This is a genomic window from Pseudomonas sp. GL-RE-29 (assembly GCF_019947275.1).
Lineage (GTDB): Bacteria > Pseudomonadota > Gammaproteobacteria > Pseudomonadales > Pseudomonadaceae > Aquipseudomonas > Aquipseudomonas fluorescens_A.
The window spans coordinates 362,399-383,118 of record NZ_JAGYGD010000001.1 but is presented as its reverse complement, the minus strand read 5'-3'; the positions used below and the strand labels follow the sequence as shown (position 1 = coordinate 383,118).

The following is a 20,720-nucleotide window of genomic DNA, read 5'->3' as shown; positions in this document are numbered from 1 at the left end:
AAGATATGACGCATTGAGCTGTTCCGGTCATTTTCGATGACCGAAGCAGTAGTGATGTTCGTGCTTTCTTCCTCTTTACAGGAGTTTCTCGATGAACCATTACCTCACGCCTGACCTGTGCGACGCCTATCCGGAGCTGGTGCAGGTGCTGGAACCGATGTTCAGCAACTTCGGCGGCCGTGATTCTTTCGGCGGCGAGATCGTGACCATCAAGTGCTTCGAAGACAACTCGCTGGTCAAAGAGCAAGCCGAACTCAAGGGCAACGGCAAGGTGTTGGTGGTCGATGGCGGTGGCTCCCTGCGTCGTGCGCTGCTCGGCGACATGATCGCCGAGAAAGCCGCGAAAAACGGTTGGGAAGGGCTGGTAATCTACGGTTGCATCCGTGACGTCGACGTCATCGCGCAAACCGACCTGGGGGTTCAGGCCCTGGCCAGTCACCCGATGAAAACCGACAAGCGCGGCATCGGCGATCTCAACGTCGCCGTGACCTTCGCCGGCGTGACCTTCCATCCAGGCCACTACATCTACGCGGATAACAACGGCGTGATCGTCTCGCCGAGTCCCCTGAAAATGCCTGAGTAAGACCGACCAAAGGAATGCGGATGTTCGAGGAAGAAAACGCGCAATGGGGGCTGGTGCATGCCCTGGTGCTGAACGGTAAAGGTGGTGCGCGTTCGATTGCCCGGACAGAACTCGATGACTTGCAGCTGCAGGCCCATGAAAGCCTGTGGCTGCACTGGGATCGCAGTCACCCGCAAACCCAGACCTGGCTGCGCAAATCCAGTGGCCTGAGTGAATTCAGCTGCGACCTGTTACTTGAAGAGAACACCCGTCCGCGTTTACTACAGCTTCCCGACAGCGAACTGCTGCTATTTTTGCGTGGGGTCAACCTGAATCCGGGTGCCGAGCCAGAGGACATGGTCTCGGTGCGGATCTTCGGTTCCGCCCAACGGGTGATTTCCCTGCGTTTACGTCCATTGCGCGCCACTGAAGAGTTGCTGGTGCAATTGGCGGAAGGCAAGGGGCCGAAAACCGCTTCCGAACTCATCCTTTATATGGCGCAGTACCTCACCAACAAGGTGCAGGATCTGGTCAGTTGCCTCTCGGAAGTGGTCGACGAGGAAGAAGAAAAGCTGGACTCCGACGAACGGTATACGCCGGAGCACGGGTCCATTTTGCAGATACGGCGGCGCGCGGCTGCGTTGAAGCGGTTTCTCGCTCCGCAGCGGGACATTTTCGGTCAGCTGACGCGGATCAAATTGCCCTGGTTCGTCGACGACGATGGTGATTACTGGAACGAATTGAACAACAGCCTGACCCGCTATCTTGAGGAGCTGGAATTGACCCGCGAGCGGGTGGGGCTGGTGCTGGAGGCTGAAGACCGACGCTTGAGCGTGCGTATGAACCGCACGATGTATCGCTTCGGCATCATCACCGGGATCTTTTTGCCGATGAGTTTTCTGACCGGTCTTTTGGGGATCAATGTCGGGGGAATACCATTTTCTGCGAGCCCGTATGGCTTCCTCGTAGCGTGCCTGCTGATGGTCTCGGTGGCCATCGGGCAGTGGTGGTTGTTCCGCCGTTTGCGCTGGGTTTGAAAGTAAAGCATGTGACCCGGGCAAAATTGACCGCGTCTTTCACAGACATCACGAGAGGTGCGTATGCACGATCCGTTTGAACAGTCTTTGCGTGACATGCTCAAGTCATCACCGTCCACGCGGGACGACGATGCGTGCCTTGATCGTGTACTGAAAACCGCCAACCGCCAGGTCGGCGCCGGCGATTTGTTCAGCCTGCTGGGCCGCTGGCTGCCCGCGCTGATGATCGCCCTGAATAATGGATCGGCCCATGTCGCGCCGGTATCCCGTCTTCGTAAACCTACTGTTCGCACTGCTGATAAGGCTGATTGAATATGGAACTTGATCTCTGGACACAGAGCCTCGTCACTGCAATGACTGCGTTATGGACCAAGATTGCGAACTTCATTCCGAACCTGTTCGGCGCACTGGTTGTGCTGCTTCTTGGTTTCGTCGTGGCCAAGTTGCTGGACACACTGCTTTCCAAATTGCTCGCCAAATTGGGCCTCGATCGCCTGATGGGCGGCACCGGTCTGACAAAGCTATTGTCGCGTGCCGGACTCCAGGTTCCGATCTCGACGCTGATCGGAAAAATCGTTTATTGGTTCGTTCTGCTTATTTTTCTCGTTTCTGCCGCAGAATCCCTTGGACTTGAAAGAGTTTCAGCTACGCTGGATATGCTTGCGTTGTATTTACCGAAGGTATTCGGTGCCGCGCTGGTGCTACTGGTGGGTGTTTTGCTGGCGCAACTGGCCAACGGGCTGGTGCGCGGTGCGGCAGAGGGCGTAGGCCTGGACTATGCTTCAGGGTTGGGGCGAATTGCCCAGGGCCTGGTGATCATCATCAGTATCTCGGTGGCGATCAGTCAGCTGGAAGTCAAGACTGATCTGCTTAACCATGTCATTGTCATCGTATTGATCACCGTTGGTCTGGCAGTAGCCTTGGCCATGGGGCTGGGAAGCCGTGAAATTGCTGGTCAGATTCTTGCGGGAATCTATGTGCGTGAGTTGTATCAGGTTGGGCAACAAGTACGTGTTGGCGAGGTCGAAGGTCAGATCGAAGAGATCGGCACGGTTAAAACCACATTGCTGACCGATGAGGGTGAGCTAGTCTCTCTCTCCAATCGGATCCTTCTCGAGCAGCATGTGAGTAGCCGCTAACCCGGCAAACCCTGCTAATGTATGCCGCCGCAAAAAATGCCGCTGATGCTGGCTGCGGCGGACATTGACCTGACTGTCGGCCCGACTTGTTTTGAATAAAGCCCAATCGCTATCCATGCGCTACGACCCCCGCGAGCTCTCTGATGAGGAGTTGGTCGCGCGCTCGCATACCGAGCTGTTTCACGTAACGCGCGCCTATGAAGAACTGATGCGGCGTTACCAGCGAACATTATTTAACGTCTGTGCACGATATCTTGGGAACGATCGCGACGCAGACGATGTCTGTCAGGAGGTCATGTTGAAGGTGCTGTATGGCCTGAAGAACTTCGAGGGCAAATCGAAGTTCAAGACATGGCTATATAGCATCACGTACAACGAGTGCATCACACAGTATCGAAAGGAACGGCGAAAGCGTCGCTTGATGGATGCTTTAAGTCTGGACCCCCTCGAAGAAGCGTCCGAAGAAAAGGCGCCGAAACCCGAGGAGAAAGGTGGACTTGATCGCTGGTTGGTGTATGTGAACCCGATTGACCGTGAAATTTTGGTGCTACGATTTGTCGCAGAACTGGAATTTCAGGAAATCGCAGACATAATGCACATGGGTTTGAGTGCAACAAAAATGCGGTACAAACGCGCTCTAGATAAATTGCGTGAGAAATTTGCAGGCATTGCTGAAACTTAGTTCGGCGCAAATATCTCTTACGTGTAGGCAAGTTCTGATAGACTTGCCGCCGAGTTGTCCCCCGGTTTGCGGGACTGCTTCACAATCACCAGATGGGGATTTAACGGATGAAACTGAAAAACACCTTGGGCTTGGCCATTGGTTCTCTTATTGCCGCCACTTCGTTCGGCGCTCTGGCACAGGGCCAAGGCGCAGTTGAAATCGAAGGCTACGCAAAGAAGCAATATTTCGATAGCGACCGTAACTTCAAGAACGACGGCATTCTGCCGGGTGGTTCGATCGGTTACTTCCTGACTGACGACGTTGAGCTGCGTCTGTCCTACGACGAAGTCCACAACGCCGTTACCGATGATGGCCAGAACGTTAAAGGCGCTAACACCGCTCTGGACGCTCTGTACCACTTCAACAACCCAGGCGACATGGTGCGTCCGTACCTCTCTGGCGGTTTCTCCGACCAGAGCATCGACCAGAATGGTTCGAACGGCCGTAACCGTTCCACCTTCGCCAACGTTGGTGGCGGTGCCAAGCTGTACTTCACCGAGAACTTCTACGCCCGTGCTGGCGTTGAAGCTCAATACAACATCGACCAGGGCAACACCGAGTGGGCTCCTAGCGTTGGTATCGGTGTGAACTTCGGCGGCGGCTCCAAACCAGCTCCTGCTCCAGTTCCAGCTCCAGAAGTCTGCTCCGACAGCGACAACGATGGCGTTTGCGACAACGTTGACAAGTGCCCGGACACCCCAGCCAACGTAACTGTTGACGCTGACGGCTGCCCAGCAGTTGCTGAAGTTGTTCGTGTTGAGCTGGACGTGAAGTTCGACTTCGACAAGTCGGTAGTCAAGCCTAACAGCTACGGCGACATCAAAAACCTGGCTGACTTCATGAAGCAGTACCCATCCACCACCACTACTGTTGAAGGTCACACTGACTCCGTCGGTCCTGACGCTTACAACCAGAAACTGTCTGAGCGTCGTGCAAACGCCGTTAAGCAAGTTCTGACCAACCAGTACGGTGTTGAATCGTCCCGCGTTCAGTCTGTTGGCTACGGCGAATCCCGCCCAGTTGCTGACAACAAAACTGACGCTGGCCGCGCTGTAAACCGTCGCGTAGAAGCGCAGGTTGAAGCTCAAGCTAAGTAATTAGCTCGCAGCTCTGAGAAAAGCCCGGCTTAGGCCGGGCTTTTCTTTGTCTGCGATTTGGTGTTTCAGCGTGAATCAGGCGTTGCCGCGAAAGGATCGCAGCCTGCGGCAGCTCCTACAGGGAGTGCGCGTAGATTCCTGTAGGCGCTGCCGAAGGCTGCGATCTTTTGATCTCCTCGCAAACTGCCGCAACCGCGCCGATTACCAGAATGGCAGGGCTTTTGAGCTGGAAGGCGCAGGCATCTTCCTCCATCGCCGTCAGATCACTCCGACATTCCCGCTGATGGGGCAGGGAAGCGTTTTCAATCATCGCCACCGGCGTGTCCGCCGCCATTCCCCCCGCCAGCAGTTGTTCGCGAATTTCGCTGAGCTTGGCCACGCCCATGTAGATCACCAAGGTCGTACCGCCCTGGGCCAGTGCCTGCCAGTTCAGGCTGCTACCGTCCTGAGTGTGGGCGGTGACCAGCGTCACGCCACGCGCAACACCGCGCAAGGTCAACGGGATATCGCACTGTGTTGCGCCAGCGAGGCCGGCCGTGATGCCGTTGACCAACTCCACCTCAACCCCGCGTTCGCGCAACCACTGCGCTTCTTCACCGCCGCGCCCGAAAATGCACGGATCGCCACCCTTGAGCCGCACCACACATTTGCCGTGGCGCGCATACCGCAGCATCAGCCGATGGATGAACGCCTGCGGCGTGGAGCGGCAACCGCCGCGTTTACCCACCGGAATGATCCGAGCGTTGCTGCAGTGTTCAAGTACCGCGTCATTCACCAGATCATCGATCAGCACGACGTCCGCTTCTCTCAGCGCTCGCACGGCTTTGAGCGTCAACAATTCCGGATCACCAGGTCCCGCACCCACCAGCCAGACTTTTGCGTTCATAGTGTTTTCCTCACGAGACGACGGCGACCGGCCGCGCAGTGGCGACCAGCAAACGCTTGATTTCCGGGACGCACGAGCCGCATTGCGTGCCGCAGCCCAATTCTGATTTCAGCCCCTGCAAGTCCAGACCCCGAGCGATACCGGCACAGACCGCGCTTTGGCTGACGTTCTTGCAGTTGCACAGGGTCTTGTTGCCGATAGCAGTTGTGCCGGCATTACCCGGCGGTGCGCTTAGCGGCGCCAGTAGCCAGCGCCGCAGTTGCTCGTCGGCGCGACCCTCGAGCCAGAGGTTTTGCAGCCAGTGCTGGGCGAGGGTCTCACCGGCCAGGCGAATGGCGGTGATTCGCCCGTTTTCGATGCGAACCCGTTTGCCGATGGAGCGCTTGGGGTCGTCATAGGCCAGCACCGGACCTTCGTGCAGTCCCAAGCATTGATCGAGTTCCCGTAGCCATTGCGGTTGCGGCGCTGTGGTGCTGGCAGCGCGTATAAGCAGCGCAGGGCGTTCTCGACCTGTCAGGCTCAGGCTGACGTAGGAAAATGCCTCACACAGCGGTCGTAGCGTCTCAAAATGCCGTTGAACATCGCCTTCGATCAGCGCAAACAGCTTCCACGGCAAATTAACGGGTTCCAGACGCACGCCGCTGTGCTTGAGTTCCGGTTGCTTCGACAGCGGATCGAAGGCGGGAAGCGTAAGGCTGTTCACCCCGCCCTTGAGAAAGCGGTCACCCCAATGCATGGGCAAAAACGCCTGGCCGGGGCGCACGTTATCGTCGCTGCTGACCGGAACGATCAGCGCGCCGCGTCGACTTTCCAAGCTGACCAGATCGCCCGGTTGCAAGTGGTACTGGCGCAGATCATCCGGGTGAAGGCACAACAACGCTTCGCTGACGTGGCCGAATAGCTGCGCGGCGGTGCCGGTGCGACTCATGCCGTGCCATTGATCGCGCAGGCGGCCGGTGATCAGGGTCAGGGGGAAATGCGCATCCCGCTGTTCCTTGGCGGCGCGAAACGGATCGGCGACGAACTGCGCCCGGCCGCTGGCGGTCGGGAAAATACCGTCGCCATACAAACGCGCGGTGCCTGCGCTGGCATCCATTGGGAAGGGCCACTGTTGCGGGCCGAGACGGTCGATCAAGCCATGGCTGATGCCGGACAAGTCCAGGTCCCGTCCGCGCGTCAGTTGCTTGTATTCATCGAAAACCTGCGACGGGGTTTCAAAGGCAAACAGACTGGTTTGCCCGGGACGCAGATGTTTTTCCAGGCGTTGTGCGAAATCGACGGTGATCGCCCAGTCGGGTCGTGCTTCACCTGGTGCGACGACGGCCTTGCGGACGTGGGAAATGCGCCGTTCGGAGTTGGTCACCATGCCGTCCTTTTCGCCCCAGCTGGCAGCGGGCAGAAGCAGGTCGGCAAAAGTTGCGGTTTCGGTGGTGCGAAAGGCTTCCTGCAACACCACGAACGGGCAGGCTTCCAGGGCTGCGCGCACGGCGGTTTGATCCGGCATCGATTGCGCCGGGTTGGTGCAAGCGATCCACAGCGCCTTGATTGTGCCGTTGCGCACCTGCTCGAACAGCTCAATGGCGGTGAGCCCGGTGCTGGCCGGGAGTTGTTCAACCCCCCAGTAGGACGCCACTTCAGCGCGGTGTTCGGCGTTGGCGGCCTCGCGATGGCCGGGCAGCAAGTTCGACAGACTCCCGGTTTCCCGCCCGCCCATGGCATTCGGCTGACCGGTGAGCGAGAAAGGTCCTGCACCGGGGCGGCCGATTTGCCCGGTCGCCAAGTGCAGGTTAATCAGGGCGCTGTTTTTGGCGCTGCCGGCCGTTGACTGATTCAGGCCCATGCACCACAGCGACAGGAAACTGGGTGACGTGCCGACCCATTCCGCGCATTGGCGCAACTGTTCGACACTGATCCCGCACAACTGCGCAACCATTTGCGGGGTGTAATCGTGCACCAGTTGTTTCAGCTCGATCAGGCCCTGGGTGTGCGCCTCGATGAACTTGCGATCGACCCAGTCTTCCCACAGCAATAGGTGCAAAATCCCATGGAATAAGGCGACATCGGTGCCCGGAAGAATCGCCAGGTGCAAGTCAGCCAAATCGCAGGTGTCGGTACGACGCGGGTCGATCACGATGATTTTCATCTGTGGGCGACGGGATTTGGCTTCTTCAAGGCGACGAAAAAGCACTGGGTGGGCGTAGGCCATGTTGCTGCCGACGATCATCACGCAATCGCTCAACTCCAGGTCTTCGTAGTTGCAGGGCGGTGCATCGGCGCCGAGGCTGCGCTTGTAGCCCACCACCGCCGACGACATGCACAGCCGTGAATTGCTGTCGATGTTGTTAGTGCCCACCAGCGCACGGGCCAGTTTGTTGAAAGCGTAGTAATCCTCGGTCAGCAGTTGCCCGGAGATGTAGAAGGCGACGCTGTCCGGACCATGTTCGGCGATGGTTTGCGCGAAAACCTGGGTGGCGTGATCGAGGGCCGTGTCCCAATCGGTGCGGGTCCGTGCCAGGCCTTTGCCCAGGCGCAATTCGGGGTACAAGGCGCGGGCTGTCAAGTCGCCGGTCAGGTGCAATGTCGAGCCTTTGCTGCACAGTCTGCCAAAGTTGGCCGGGTGGGCCGGATCGCCGCTGACGCCGAGGATGCGCTCGCCGTCATGCTCGATCAGCACGCCGCAGCCGACCCCGCAGTAGCAGCAGGTGGAAGCGGTAATCTGGCGGTCCATCAGGCGACTTCCCGTGCAAGTCCGCTATCACCCACGGCTTGTTCAATGGCAAAGGACTGGCCGAACATCAGGTGATCACGAATTTCGTCAATGCTCTGGTGCTCACGGATCTGGTTGAAGTACCAGCCACCATCCGTCGTATCGCCGTACAGGCAGGCGCCGACCAGCACGTCATCCTTGATCACCAGTTTCTTGTAGATCCTGCCGATGGGGTCGGAAAGGGTGATGGTTTCGGTGCCTTCGCCACCCATGAAGTCGCCAGCGGAAAACAGGTCGATGCCGGTAACTTTCAATTTGGTCGAGGTCACCGAACCCTTGTAGGTGGCGAATCCCAGCTGGGCCAAGTGATTGGCGCAGACCTTGGCCTGTTCGAACAAGGGCGCCACCAGGCCATAGGCGATCCCGCGATGGCTGGCGCATTCGCCGATGGCGTAGACCCGTGGGTCATAGGTTTGCATCGTGTCGTTGACCAGGATGCCGCGGGCGCAAGGGATGCCGGACTTTTCCGCGAGTTCGATGTTGGGGCGAATGCCGGCGGCCATCACCACCAGGTCGGCGGGGATGGTGTCGCCGTTCTTGAATTCGATCGAACCCACCCGGCCATTGCCGGCATCGTGCAGGGCCTGGGTTTGTTCGCAAAGGCGAAAGTGCAGGCCGCGAGTCTCCAGGGCAGTTTGCAGCAGTTGGCCGCTGGTGTTGTCCAGTTGCCGCTCCAGCAGCCATTCACCGTTGTGCACCACGGTGACGTGCATGCCGCGCAGCATCAGGCCATTGGCGGCTTCCAGGCCGAGCAGTCCACCGCCGATCACCACCGCATGCTTGTGGGTTTTTGCGCTGTCGATCATGACCTGGGTGTCGGCGATGTCGCGGTAGCCAATCACGCCCCGCAAGGCATTGCCGGGAATCGGCAGGATGAACGGGCTCGAACCGGTGGCGATCAGCAGGCGATCATAGTCGGCCACGGTGCCGTCTTCGGCGATGACCTGGCGTTTGATTCGGTCAATCTCGACGACTTTGCGGTTAAGCAGCAGCTTGACGTTGTTTTCCAGGTACCAGTTCAGATCGTTTAGCACGATCTCATCGAAAGTCTGTTCGCCCGCCAACACCGGCGACAGCAGGATGCGGTTGTAGTTGGCGTGGGGTTCTGCGCCGAAGACCGTGATGTCGTACAGCTCGTTGCTCAGTTTCAGCAGTTCTTCCAGGGTCCGTACCCCGGCCATGCCGTTGCCGATCATCACCAGTTTTAGTTTTTTCATCAGGTTCTCCGGGGAACTCAGACCTGCCTCATCAGGCGTTCAGGTCTTGCTCGACGATTTTGCGCAAACAAAAAAAGGCGTCCCGCTAGTTGCCTAGCGAGGACGCCTTTGTCCGGTCCCGTTCTCTCGGGAAGTGCAGCCGTCATCGTTGAGGGCTGCACTTTATGTGTAGTGGGAAAGGTAATGCAGTGGTTGTGCCAAGTCGTTAAGGAAGCGGATTTAGTGAGTTTTTGGCTGGTGCTCAGGAGCAGATTCAATGTTCCTGCACCGATTCGAGGCGGGGCGCCCGGTGTTGGCGCAGAAGAAAGCTGTGGCGAGGGAGCTTGCTCCCGCTCGACCGCGAAGCGGTCGCAAAATGTCAGGGTCTGCTTCGCAGCCCAGCGGGAGCAAGCTCCCTCGCCACAGTGGATTGGGTTCGACACATACTTAGTGAAGCAAACAAAACAACAGCAGCAGATTCACCACCAACGACACCAACGCCAATGTCCGCCATACCTTCAGCGGCTCACGCTCCAGCAGCGGCTTGGGCCGTACGCTCAAACTGCGTCGTTCTCCCTGCTCCATCAGCAACAACCACTCTTCCGCCGTTTCAAAGCGCTGATCCGGATCCGCCGCCACCGCGCGTTCAAGACTTTGCGCGATCCATTCCGGCAGGTCCGGACGATAGCGACTGGCGCTGACCGGAATCCCGAACCGTGGACGCTGGAAAGCTTCGACTTCTCCGTAGGGATAATGTCCGGTCAGCAAAAAATACAAGGTCACACCCACCGCATACAGATCCTGTTGTGGTGTCGGCACTTCACCGAGAAAAGCTTCCGGAGCGATGTAGGAGGGGGTTCCCGGCAGCGTGGAGACCTGATCTTCAGACAGCCCCGGGCAATAGGCGAGACCAAAATCCAGCAGGCGCAACTCACCGTCATCCCCCAGCAACAGGTTTTCAGGCTTGATGTCGCGGTGCAGGATCTGCCGTCGATGCAGCATGCCGACCGCGCGCAGCAGCCGTTCGGCCAAGTCTTGCCATTGCGCCAGCGGCAGAGGTCCGCTTCGCTCGTGCAACTGCGCGAGGGTCGTCCCGGAATATTCGCGCATCACGTAATACAGATGCTGACGCTGACTGGCGGCATGTACTTCAGGAAAGTGCCGCCCGGCCACACGCTTGAGAAACCATTCTTCCGAGAGCAGCGCTTGCCCGGCCTGATGGTCGTCGCGCAGGTGGCCGGGCAGGGTTTTCAACAACCAGGGTAGTTGCTGACTGTCGCGCACCCGATAGAGCAGCGATTGCTGGCTCTGACCGAGAATCCCTTCGACCTGCCAGCCCTCGAAGTCCTGACCCGGTTTCAATGCTGGCGGCAGCGGCCATTGCTGCAAATGAATCAACGCATCGCCGATGCTGGTTTCGCCGAGGGCATCGACCCGCACCAGCAAGGCGCTGGCGTTGTCCTGGCTGCCGGCCAGATGCGCGGCGTTCACCAGCGTCTGCGCGGCGCTGTGCAGATCCGGTTGGTCACGCAGAATCGCGGCAATCGCCGTGTCACCGAGTACGGCCCAGATCCCGTCGCTGAGCAGCACGAAGCTTTCATCGACGCGCAATTCGCCGTCGAGGAAATCCAGTACCAGATGCTGATCGAGGCCCAGTGCCCGTTTGAGCACATGCTGCATGCCCGGTTGGTCCCAGACGTGATCTTCGCTGATTCGCTGCAACTGCCCGGCGTGCCAGCGATAGACCCGGCAATCGCCGACGTGGGCCAGGGTAAAGCGTCGTCCCCGCATGACCAATGCGCTGACCGTGGTCAGCAGCGGTTGCCCACCGCCGTTGGATTGCAGCCAACGGTTTTGTGCCAGCAGCAAACGATCCAGCGCCTGGGCGACACCCCAGGTTTCCGGGGTGGCGTAGTAGTCCAGTGCCAGCGCCTGCAAAGTCGAGCGCGCAGCCAGGCCGCCATCGGCGCACTGGCTGACGCCGTCGGCGATGGCGAACAGGTAACCCTTGCTCGCCGCCAGCGCCGGGGCGGGCGTGACCAGGCGCAGGGCGTCCTGGTTTTCTTCGCGAGGGCCGGTGGCGCTGGCTTCCGCGAAACTCAGTTGCAGGCTCATTCAGCCCTCACACCCGGGCAGCGGTCACAGCGGCCGAGCCCCAAGTGGTTCTCCAGCGACGTTTGACGCCGTGCAGACCGAACCAGGCGAGAACACCGAGACTGGCGAACAACCACAACGCCATCTGATAGCTGCCGGTGCTTTGCTTGATCGCGCCCATGCCCGCCGCCAGGGCGAAACCGCCGATGCCGCCAGCCATGCCGATCAGGCCGGTCATGACGCCGATCTCGCGACGGAAACGTTGTGGGACCAATTGGAACACCGCGCCATTACCCGCACCCAAACCGAGCATGGTGCAGACGAACAGCGCCAGTGCCGCGTAGGAATTCGGCAGGTTGAAACCGACGGCGGCGATGCAGATCGCGGCCACGGTGTACATCGCCAGCAAGGTGCGAATCCCGCCGAAACGGTCAGCCAGTGCGCCACCCAATGGCCGCATCAGGCTGCCACCGAACACGCACGCCGCGGTGTAGTAGCCGGCGGTCACCGGGCTCAGGCCATATTGGTCGTTGAAATAGCCGGGCAGGGCGCTGGCCAGGCCGATGAAGCCACCGAAGGTGACACTGTAGAAAAACATGAACCACCAGCTGTCGCGGTCGCCCAAGGCCTTGAAGTAGTCAGCCATTGATTTGGCTTTCGGCCGCTCAGGCGCGTTTTTGGCCAGCCAGGCGAAGACGATCAGCGTCAGGATCAGCGGGATCAGCGCGAAGCCGAACACGTTGCTCCAGCCAAACGCGGCGGCCAGCACCGGTGCAATCAATGCGGCCAGTACCGTGCCCGAGTTCCCGGCCCCGGCGATGCCCATCGCCTTGCCTTGATGCTGTGGCGGATACCATTGCGACGCCAAGGGCAGGGCCACGGCGAAGGACGCGCCGGCCATGCCGAGGAACAGCCCCAGTAGCAGCGCTTGCTCGTAGCTGTGGATGCCGAGTTTCCAGGCGCCGAACAAGGCGCAGATCACGATCACCTGACCGATCAGACCGGCGGTTTTTGGCGACAGACGATCAGCCAGCATGCCCATCGCAAAGCGCAGTATCGCTCCGGCCAGAATCGGCGTGGCCACGACCATGCCGCGTTGCTGGGTGGTCAAGTGCAGGTCGCCGGCGATTTGTACGGCCAGGGGGCCGAGCAAGTACCAAACCATGAAACTCAGGTCGAAGTAGAGGAAGGCCGCGAACAGGGTCGGGGTATGGCCGGATTTCCAGAAGCTTGAATTCATCGCGCACCTCAGCTGATAGGAGTCTCGAACGGGAGTCATGCTGGTGGGCGCCGAAAGGGCTGCACCACCGGCCCCGGGCAATGGGGCCAAAACTAAAAAACGCCGCCACCTGATTCGCCGTGGGGCAAATGAGATGAGCGACGTCTTTGTCGTAGGTGGGGCAACCGCCGTTGGTTACCTGTGTTGATTACTTAGCGAGATCTGTGCCAATAGTTCGCTTTTGTGGCGAGGGAGCTTGTCGGATCGCCGCACCGTCCCGCTCGGCGGCGGAGCCGTCGTAAACCCTGCTGTTGCGTTGTGACAGGTTTATCGAGTTGGCAGGTTTTGGGGCCGCTTCGCAGCCCAGCGGGAGCAAGCTCCCTCGCCACGATGATCGAGTCAGCCCAACAATTCACTCATGGCAATAATCTGCTCCGCCACCTGAATCAGCTTCTGCTGGCGGCTCATGGCCTGGCGGCGCATCAGGGTGTAGGCCTCTTCCTCGTTGCAATCCTTCATTTTCATCAGCAGCCCTTTAGCCAGCTCGATGCGCTTGCGCTCGGCCAGTTGCTGGTCACGAGCATGCAGTTGCGCGCGCAGGGCCTGGTCGCTTTCGAAGCGCGCCATGGCCACGTCGAGAATCGGCTGCAAGCGTTGTGCGTGAATGCCTTCGACGATGTAGGCGCTGACCCCGGACTTGATCGCCTGGCGCATTACGTCGGGGTCGTGTTCGTCAGTAAACATGACGATTGGTCGTGGCTGATCGCGGCTGACCAGCACCACTTGCTCCATCACATCGCGGCTCGGTGACTCGGTATCGATCAGAATCACATCCGGGCGCACCGTTTCGACGCGTTCCGGCAGATCGATGGTCAGGCCGGACTCGTCGATCACCTCGAACCCGGCTTCGGTCAAGGCCGCTTTCAGGCGTCCGACTTTTTTCGCGGTGTCGTTGATCAGCAGGATACGCAACATATTCGCAATCTCCTGTCAGCGGCTGGCGAGAAGGGCTGAGCGATCGCTCATGGCGTGCAGCTTGAAACTGCTGGCATAGCCGGCCGGGTCCGAACCGTCCCAGATCTTGCCGTCGATCAACTGGCTGCTGCGCATCTCTTTACCCAGTGCCGCGACGCCAACCGCGCTGGCCGCTTCACGATACAAGTCTAGTTGCTGGACCTGGCGGGCCACGGCGAGGTAATCCGGGTCGTCGCGCAACAAACCCCAGCGACGGAACTGGGTCATGAACCACATGCCATCGGACAGGTACGGCAGATTGACCTCGCCATCGCCATGGAAACGCAAGGCATGCGGGTCCTGCCAGCGATTACCCAGGCCGTCGGCGTAGTCGCCCAGCAAACGAGGTTCTATGCAGTCCAGCGGTGCATCGAGGTACTGCGGCGCGCTGAGTAATTGCGCAGTGCTGCGGCGGTTCTCGCTGCTTTCTTCGATGAAACGGCTGGCCTCCAGAATCGCCATCACCAAAGCGCGGGCAGTGTTGGGGTATTGCTCGACGAATTCGCGCGTGCAGCCCAGGACCTTTTCCGGGTGATCGGGCCAGATGGTTTGCGTGGTCGCCATGGTGAACCCAAGATCCTGCTGCACCGCGCTGGCCGACCAGGGCTCGCCGACACAGAAACCATCGATGCGCCCCGCTTGCAGGTGCGCGACCATTTGCGGCGGCGGCACCACCACGCTGTCGACGTCCAGCAACGGATGAATGCCCTGGCTGGCGAGCCAGTAATACAACCACATGGCGTGGGTGCCGGTGGGAAAGGTCTGGGCGAACGTCAGTTTTGGGCGACTTTGGTGCACATGCCGAAAAAGCGCTTCAGGACCGGTCACGCCGAGACCTTGCAAGCCATGGGAGAGATTGATGCTCTGGCCGTTCTGGTTCAGGCCCATCAGTACCGCCATATCGGTCGGGGCCACGCCGCCGATGCCCAGGTGCACGGCATAGATCAAGCCGTACAGACTATGGGCGGCATCGAGTTCACCGCTGACCAGTTTGTCCCGCAGATTGGCCCAGGACGACTGGCGCTTGAGGTTCAGGGTCAGGCCGTAGGGCTGGGCGAAGCCCTGGGTCGCGGCGACAACCACTGAGGCGCAGTCGCTGAGGGCCATGAAGCCGAGGTTGATTTCGGTCTTTTCCGGGGCATCGCTGCCATTGACCCAGGCCAGAGGCCCGGCTGATGGTTCGTTCATCGATTTCGCACCTTCAAAAAAAACGTCGTCCCAGACCCTTCTACAAGCCAGGCGGATGACGACGCCATTGTCCTTGCACTCATTCCGTCGTTGGCCTGCGTGCTGATGCGTGAACGGGTGCAAGGCATATGCCATCGCGGGTTCATCAGCTTTACATCAGGATTCAACGCGCCATGTCTTTCATCCTGCCGACCTACATCGTCAGGCCGCAAAGGAGGTTGGCGTGCACATCGAATCAATACGCGCCGCAAGTTGCCCTCATGCCCGTTTCAGCGAGCGGCTGCTGCATTTGCGTGTCAGCGAATCCCCCGCGTATCTGGTCTCGCCTCAGTGTGCGACGGTCTGTTTCCTGCCTGTCGGGTGGGAAGGGCTGATCGTGATGAACGGTACGTTTGAAGTGAGAGGCAGTGTGCAGACCCTGCCGATTGCAGAAGCACCGCTGGTGAAGTTGCAGGTATTCATCGATCTGGGTGAAGCGCTGGCTGCCCAGCGATCCAGCCAGGCTTCCTGGGCGGTATTGCCGGCGGCTCGTGCGTCTGTCCAGCCGGAAAGGGCGCTTGAGCGCTGGTACATCGAGCAGGCCATGTCCGGTGGTTCTGCCTATCAGGCCTTTGCCAGCGTGCTGCGTCATTCCGAGAGCTACGGGCTTGTGCGCTTTCTGCTGGAACAAGGCACGCACAGTGAAAAGTTGAGCATCCTGGCGCAACGCTACGGCGTTTCTGTATCGCATTTCCGTCGTTTGTGTCGACAGGCGCTGGGTACGGCGGCCAAGCCCGTCTTGCGTGGCTGGCGGACGGCGCAGGCGCTGTTGAACATGAGTCTGCAGGACGGCTCGCTGACGGATGTCGCGCTGGAGTTCGGTTTCGCCTCTTCTTCGCATTTTTCCAAGGAAATCCGCGAGCTTGTAGGGTTCTCGCCCAGCAGCCTGGCCGATATTACCTTCCTTCCAGGCAAGTGAGCCGATGAACTGCCGATTGTTCTCTTTATCCCTTTTTTCCGTCTGCCTTAACGCTGTGCTGCTGCTTGCACCCGGTGCTGCGCAGGCCAATGTCTATAGTTTCGAGGCGCGTGAGCAGAGTGCGCGCACTTTTTTCAGTGAGCTGTCCGGGGCTCTCGGCAAGCCGGTGATCGTCAGCAAGGCTGCTTCGGCCAAGCGGGTTTCCGGTACGTTCGATTTGCTTACACCCCAGCGAACCTTTGAGCGGATCGCCGCGCAAATGGGCTTGATCTGGTACAGCGATGGGCAGGCGATTTACCTGTACGACGCCTCGGAATTCAAAAGCTCGATGATGTCCCTGCAGACCCTCACCGTGGCCAAGCTCCAGGCCTTTCTCGAGCGTTCCGGCCTGCACGATCCCCGTTATCCGTTGCGCCACGACGGTCTGCGGACTTTCCATGTGTCTGGCCCGCCGATGTATGTCGACCTGGTGGTGCAGGCAGCCGGGATGATGGATAACCAGCGCTCGGAATTGTTGCTGGGCAAGCAGCAGATCGGCGTGATCCAGGTGCGCAACACCTTTGTCAGTGACCGCAAATATGAGTTGCGCGATGACAAGGTGACTATCCCCGGGCTGGCCACCGTGATCGAGGACTTGTTGCGGGGCGAGAAACGCGAGGTCGAGCCCTCGGTGGCGCAAGCCCCGGTACAGCGACCACAGGGGTTGATGCCGGCGTTTCCCCTGGAAGGCCTGGCCAGTTCACCTTCGGATCAAGACCCGGCCGCACCGCGGATCATTGCGCGGGATGTCGCCGCCGGAAATATCCGGGTGGTGGCTTATCCCGATACCAACAGCCTGTTGGTCAAGGGTTTGCCGGAACAAGTGCGTTTCATCGAGAACCTGGTGAGTGCGCTGGACACGCCCAAGCGCCACGTGGAGCTATCGTTGTGGATCATTGATTTGCACAAGGACGAACTCAATCAACTGGGCATCAATTGGCAGGGTACGGTGAATTCGGGCGGGAAGTTTTCCGCCTCGCTCAATGCCGGTTCGGCGACCACCCTCGATGGCGTTTCCTTCGTGACTCAGGTCATGGCGCTGGAGCGAACCAACCGCGCAAACGTAGTCTCGCGACCGGTGATCCTGACCCAGGAAAACGTGCCGGCGATCTTCGACAACAACCGTACGTTTTATGCCCCGCTGGTGGGCGAGCGCAGTGTCGATTTGCAGCACGTGACCTACGGCACGCTGGTCAGTGTCCTGCCGCGTTTCGCCCAGGCGGATGAGGTTGAAATGTCGCTCAATATCGAGGACGGCAACGAAGTCGAAAACCCCGGCCAGGGCGAACGTCCGAACTCGCTGCCGACGGTTGGTCGCACGCGAATCAGTACGGTGGCGCGGGTGCCCCAGGGCAAGAGTCTGTTGGTAGGCGGTTTCACCCGCGATGACCACAGTGAGCAAATCGGACGGATACCGGTATTGGGTTCCATACCGTGGATCGGGCGCCTGTTCAGCTATCGCCAGAACCGCTCGGCCAACACGGTGCGGGTGTTCCTGATTCAACCCAAGGAAATCCTCGACGCCCTTGAGCCCGTCGCGGAACTGGTCCCGCGGGTGCTGACCCCGCAGCAGCAAGAACGTGTACGCCGCTCCTATTTCCGGGCTGCTGAAAAATGATCCTGCCACCGATTTCCAGCGGGGGGCGAGCGGCCCAGGCGCGGCTGAATGCCGAGAAAGCCGCGGAGCATCCACAACCGCAAGTGGAGGCGAACGTTGATCTGGATGAAAGCGGTACGGCGGCTGTCGCACAGCGCTTTGTCCAGATCAGCGACGAAATGTCGGCGGCGTTGGCGCAGTTTCGCAGCCGGCGCAATCTCGAGCTCAAGTCCGACACCGTGACAGACAACTTCGAAAGAGTGCTCGACGACGACACCTTGCCCAAGGTGCAGAGAGTTCTGAGTCTGGCGCGGCTGGCGGACAAGCCTGTTACCTGGCTGCTGCAGCAGCTGCGCGGGTTGTTCCCCGACGACAGTGACCTGGTGTTGGTGCTGCGGGAATTGTTGCGCCGCAAACGGCTCGATGCCGGCTCGCGTCGACGGCTCGAACGGGCATTGCAGGCGGCGCTCGCCGAGGTCTCGCCCAAGCGTATGAACGCGGGCATCAATACGGCCCTCAAAGCCCGAATGTTCGGCGCGAGCATGGCGGTACGTGCGGGACTGCTGCGCGAAACCTATCGGGATTTTCTTGAGTCGGACGAAGGCCCTGTCAGCTGCTATCAAGACTGGATTGCGTTGTATGGCGCGCCCAGGCGCATGAGTGTGCTGGTGTTTATCGAAGATGCATTGCTCACCGACATCAGCGCACAGGACCCGAGTTGCTCGCGTGCGGAATTTGGTGATCTGCTGGCCAGGCTGGCCGACCTCAAGCGCCTGCGTTCAGCCGATGGCTTGTTCATCGGCGGCCTGCTCGGCGATGAGCTCATCTGCCGTCACAACCCCGATGAATCCGACTGGCTGGTGTTTCTCATGGGACTGTTGACCTATCCCGATGAGCTCGACCAGCTGTTGCTCGGCGCCCTGGGTGAACGCTTGCTGTTGAGCGCTCACCGTGAGCGCGGGACGGTGCTGCAAACGCTGCGCCGACTCAGCCTGCTATTGCCATTGCCACTGTATGCCGATGAAGAGGCGCCACAGCGCCTGGCACAACAATTCACGCGCCTGGCAGACATCGCTTATGCCCACGAATGTATCGAGCGGCGACGTCTCGGTGGTCGCCCAACTTCTCCCCGGAACTGACCTGCCATGCTCAATGTGTTTTTACGCAATGTCAGCGCTCGCCCGGAGCTGCTGATTCTGTCGTTGATGGTGATGATCATCGCCATGCTGATCATTCCCTTGCCGACGGTGCTGGTGGATTTTCTGATCGGCTTGAACATCATCATTTCGCTGCTGGTGTTCATGGGTTCTTTCTACATCGAGCGCATCCTCAATTACTCGACGTTCCCGGCCTTGCTGCTGTTGACCACGTTGTTTCGCCTGGCGCTGTCGATCAGTACCAGCCGCTTGATCCTCAGTCAGGCCGATGCGGGCGAGATCATCGAGTCGTTCGGCGAGTTTGTGATCGGCGAAAGTCTGGTGGTGGGTTTCGTGATCTTCTCCATCGTCACCATTGTCCAGTTCATCGTGATCACCAAAGGTTCGGAGCGGGTTGCCGAAGTGGCGGCGCGCTTCTCGCTGGACGGTATGCCGGGCAAACAGATGAGCATCGACGGTGACCTGAAGGCGGGCGCCATCACGGCCGAAGAAGCCAAGGAAAAGCGCAGTGTGCTGGAGCGCGAAAGCCAGTTGTACGGCTCCTTCGACGGGGCGATGAAGTTCATCAAGGGTGACGCGATCGCTGGCATCATCATTATTTTCGTCAACTTCATCGCAGGCATGGCCATTGGTGTCGGGCAAATGGGCATGGACATGTCCACCGCGCTGTCGACCTACACCTTGCTGACCATCGGCGACGGCCTGGTGGCGCAGATTCCAGCGTTGCTGATTGCCATCGGTGCCGGTTTCATCGTCACCCGTGTCAACGGCGATGACAGCAATCTGGGGCGCAACATGCTTGCGCAAATGCTGGGTAATCCATTCGTTCTGGGCGTGACCGCCTTGCTCGCGGTGGGCGTCGGCCTGCTGCCCGGTTTTCCGCTGCTGACGTTTTTGTCGATCGCCAGCGTGCTGGGCCTGGTGGTGTTCATGCGCCATCGAAAGTCTTCCCGACAATCAGGCAAGGGCGAAGGTCATGCGGCGCCTGCCAGCCAGGATGCGCTGCAACCCGAGTCGGGATTGCTCGATGACGTCGACAACATCGCCACCGAAACCGTTGCCCTGATGCTGCTGGTGCCGACGACGCGCCTGGAAGAATTGAATAAGGCCCGTTGGGCGGCGCGCTTTCGCAGCCAGTTTTTCGTCGACTACGGCTTGCGCATTCCCGAACCGCAGCTTCGTGCCAGTGAGGCATTGCCGGCGCATCAAGTCGCAGTGCTGATCAACGAAGTACGCGCCGAGCAGTTCGATATCCATTTCGATCACTGGCGACTGCTCGACTATTCGCCGGAGCTCGAACCCTTGGGGTTTGCCTTGGTGCGCGGCAGCGACAGCAATCGCCTGGGCGGTGTCTGGGTCAACGCCACCGACCGCGAGCGGGTGCAGCAGTTGGGCTATCACCTGCGCCCGGCTGACGAAGAATGCTATCGCTGCCTGGTCACGCTGCTGGCGCGCAACATTCAAGAGTTCTTCGGCGTGCAGGAAACCAAACAACTGCTCGACGAAATGGAAGCGCGCTACCCCGACCTGCTCAAGGAAGTCTATCGCCACGTCACCGTGCAGAAGATCGCCGAAGTGCTGCAGCGTCTGATCGCCGAGCGCATTTCCGTGCGCAACATGAAGCTCATTCTCGAATCGCTGGCCCATTGGGCATCGCGGGAAAAGGATGTGCTGGCGCTGGTCGAGCACGTTCGCGGCACGATGGCCCGCTACATCAGCAACAAGTTTGCCCAGGGCAATGACTTGCGTGTGCTGCTGCTCTCACCGGAGTTCGAAGAGGTGGTGCGGCGCGGGATTCGGCAAACCTCGGGCGGCAGCTTTATCAACCTGGAGCCCGCCGAATCGGAAGAGCTGATGGACCGGCTGAGTGTCGGCCTGGACACCCTGCACATCGCGCAAAAAGACATGGTGCTGCTGTGTTCGATCGATGTGCGGCGCTACATCAAGAAACTGATCGAGGGGCGGTTTCGGGAGCTGGACGTGATGTCGTTCGGCGAAGTCTCCGAGACCGTTTCCGTCAATGTCATCAAAACGCTGTAAGGAAAA

Annotated in this window: 16 protein-coding genes and 1 pseudogene; 10 read left to right on the top strand and 7 right to left on the bottom strand. The window is 59.6% G+C overall.

Features of this window, described 5'->3' with window-relative positions:
• The first annotated feature begins 91 nt into the window (after positions 1-91).
• From rraA to KGB21_RS01765, 6 genes are all read left to right on the top strand, one after another.
• Positions 92-583 (top strand): ribonuclease E activity regulator RraA, encoded by a 492-nt coding sequence (gene rraA, locus KGB21_RS01790; RefSeq protein ID WP_008061717.1) that lies wholly within the window; start codon positions 92-94, stop codon positions 581-583.
• A 20-nt stretch (positions 584-603) separates the two neighbouring features.
• Complete coding sequence (locus KGB21_RS01785) at positions 604-1,599, top strand: zinc transporter ZntB (RefSeq protein WP_034147986.1); 996 nt, start codon at positions 604-606, stop codon at positions 1,597-1,599.
• A 63-nt stretch (positions 1,600-1,662) separates the two neighbouring features.
• Positions 1,663-1,911, top strand: a complete 249-nt coding sequence (locus KGB21_RS01780) for a hypothetical protein (RefSeq protein ID WP_034147985.1) — start codon at positions 1,663-1,665, stop codon at positions 1,909-1,911.
• A 2-nt stretch (positions 1,912-1,913) separates the two neighbouring features.
• Positions 1,914-2,738, top strand: coding sequence for a mechanosensitive ion channel family protein (locus KGB21_RS01775; RefSeq protein ID WP_034147984.1), 825 nt, complete (start codon positions 1,914-1,916; stop codon positions 2,736-2,738).
• A 91-nt stretch (positions 2,739-2,829) separates the two neighbouring features.
• Positions 2,830-3,420, top strand: coding sequence for an RNA polymerase sigma factor SigX (gene sigX / locus KGB21_RS01770; RefSeq protein WP_075949123.1), 591 nt, complete (start codon positions 2,830-2,832; stop codon positions 3,418-3,420).
• Between the two features lie 107 nt (positions 3,421-3,527).
• Complete coding sequence (locus KGB21_RS01765) at positions 3,528-4,559, top strand: OmpA family protein (RefSeq protein ID WP_034147983.1); 1,032 nt, start codon at positions 3,528-3,530, stop codon at positions 4,557-4,559.
• A 115-nt stretch (positions 4,560-4,674) separates the two neighbouring features.
• Here the strand turns inward: KGB21_RS01765 and cobA are convergent, their stop codons facing one another.
• The 7 genes and pseudogenes from cobA to KGB21_RS01730 all read right to left on the bottom strand — a co-directional run bounded on the left by cobA (position 4,675) and on the right by KGB21_RS01730 (position 14,923).
• Positions 4,675-5,445: a uroporphyrinogen-III C-methyltransferase gene (cobA, locus tag KGB21_RS01760; protein WP_034147982.1), complete on the bottom strand. Its 771-nt coding sequence runs from the start codon at positions 5,443-5,445 to the stop codon at positions 4,675-4,677.
• Positions 5,446-5,455: 10 nt separating this feature from the next.
• Positions 5,456-8,173, bottom strand: coding sequence for a nitrate reductase (locus KGB21_RS01755; protein ID WP_223503278.1), 2,718 nt, complete (start codon positions 8,171-8,173; stop codon positions 5,456-5,458).
• A gap of 20 nt (positions 8,174-8,193) precedes the next feature.
• Positions 8,194-9,429, bottom strand: a pseudogene (locus KGB21_RS01750) (NAD(P)/FAD-dependent oxidoreductase); the annotation flags it as partial.
• A gap of 426 nt (positions 9,430-9,855) precedes the next feature.
• The gene (locus KGB21_RS01745; protein ID WP_223503276.1) at positions 9,856-11,523 is read right to left on the bottom strand and encodes a bifunctional protein-serine/threonine kinase/phosphatase; all 1,668 of its coding nucleotides are present in this window, start codon (positions 11,521-11,523) and stop codon (positions 9,856-9,858) included.
• 7 nt (positions 11,524-11,530) lie between these two features.
• Positions 11,531-12,742, bottom strand: coding sequence for a nitrate/nitrite transporter (locus tag KGB21_RS01740; protein WP_034147979.1), 1,212 nt, complete (start codon positions 12,740-12,742; stop codon positions 11,531-11,533).
• Between the two features lie 378 nt (positions 12,743-13,120).
• Positions 13,121-13,696, bottom strand: a complete 576-nt coding sequence (locus KGB21_RS01735) for an ANTAR domain-containing response regulator (RefSeq protein ID WP_008056396.1) — start codon at positions 13,694-13,696, stop codon at positions 13,121-13,123.
• Between the two features lie 15 nt (positions 13,697-13,711).
• The gene (locus KGB21_RS01730) at positions 13,712-14,923 is read right to left on the bottom strand and encodes a CmpA/NrtA family ABC transporter substrate-binding protein (protein ID WP_034147978.1); all 1,212 of its coding nucleotides are present in this window, start codon (positions 14,921-14,923) and stop codon (positions 13,712-13,714) included.
• A gap of 223 nt (positions 14,924-15,146) precedes the next feature.
• Between KGB21_RS01730 and KGB21_RS01725 the strand changes: the two genes are divergently transcribed.
• Genes KGB21_RS01725 through KGB21_RS01710 form a run of 4 tightly spaced genes read left to right on the top strand, consistent with a single transcriptional unit; the run spans position 15,147 to position 20,714 of the window.
• Positions 15,147-15,881: a helix-turn-helix domain-containing protein gene (locus KGB21_RS01725; protein WP_034147977.1), complete on the top strand. Its 735-nt coding sequence runs from the start codon at positions 15,147-15,149 to the stop codon at positions 15,879-15,881.
• Between the two features lie 4 nt (positions 15,882-15,885).
• On the top strand, positions 15,886-17,538 hold the full coding sequence (sctC, locus tag KGB21_RS01720) for a type III secretion system outer membrane ring subunit SctC (RefSeq protein ID WP_223503274.1): 1,653 nt from the start codon (positions 15,886-15,888) through the stop codon (positions 17,536-17,538).
• Positions 17,535-18,656, top strand: coding sequence for a type III secretion system gatekeeper subunit SctW (sctW, locus tag KGB21_RS01715; RefSeq protein WP_223503272.1), 1,122 nt, complete (start codon positions 17,535-17,537; stop codon positions 18,654-18,656). Before sctC ends, sctW begins: the two co-directional genes overlap by 4 nt.
• A gap of 6 nt (positions 18,657-18,662) precedes the next feature.
• On the top strand, positions 18,663-20,714 hold the full coding sequence (locus KGB21_RS01710; protein WP_034147974.1) for an EscV/YscV/HrcV family type III secretion system export apparatus protein: 2,052 nt from the start codon (positions 18,663-18,665) through the stop codon (positions 20,712-20,714).
• Positions 20,715-20,720: the final 6 nt, after the last annotated feature.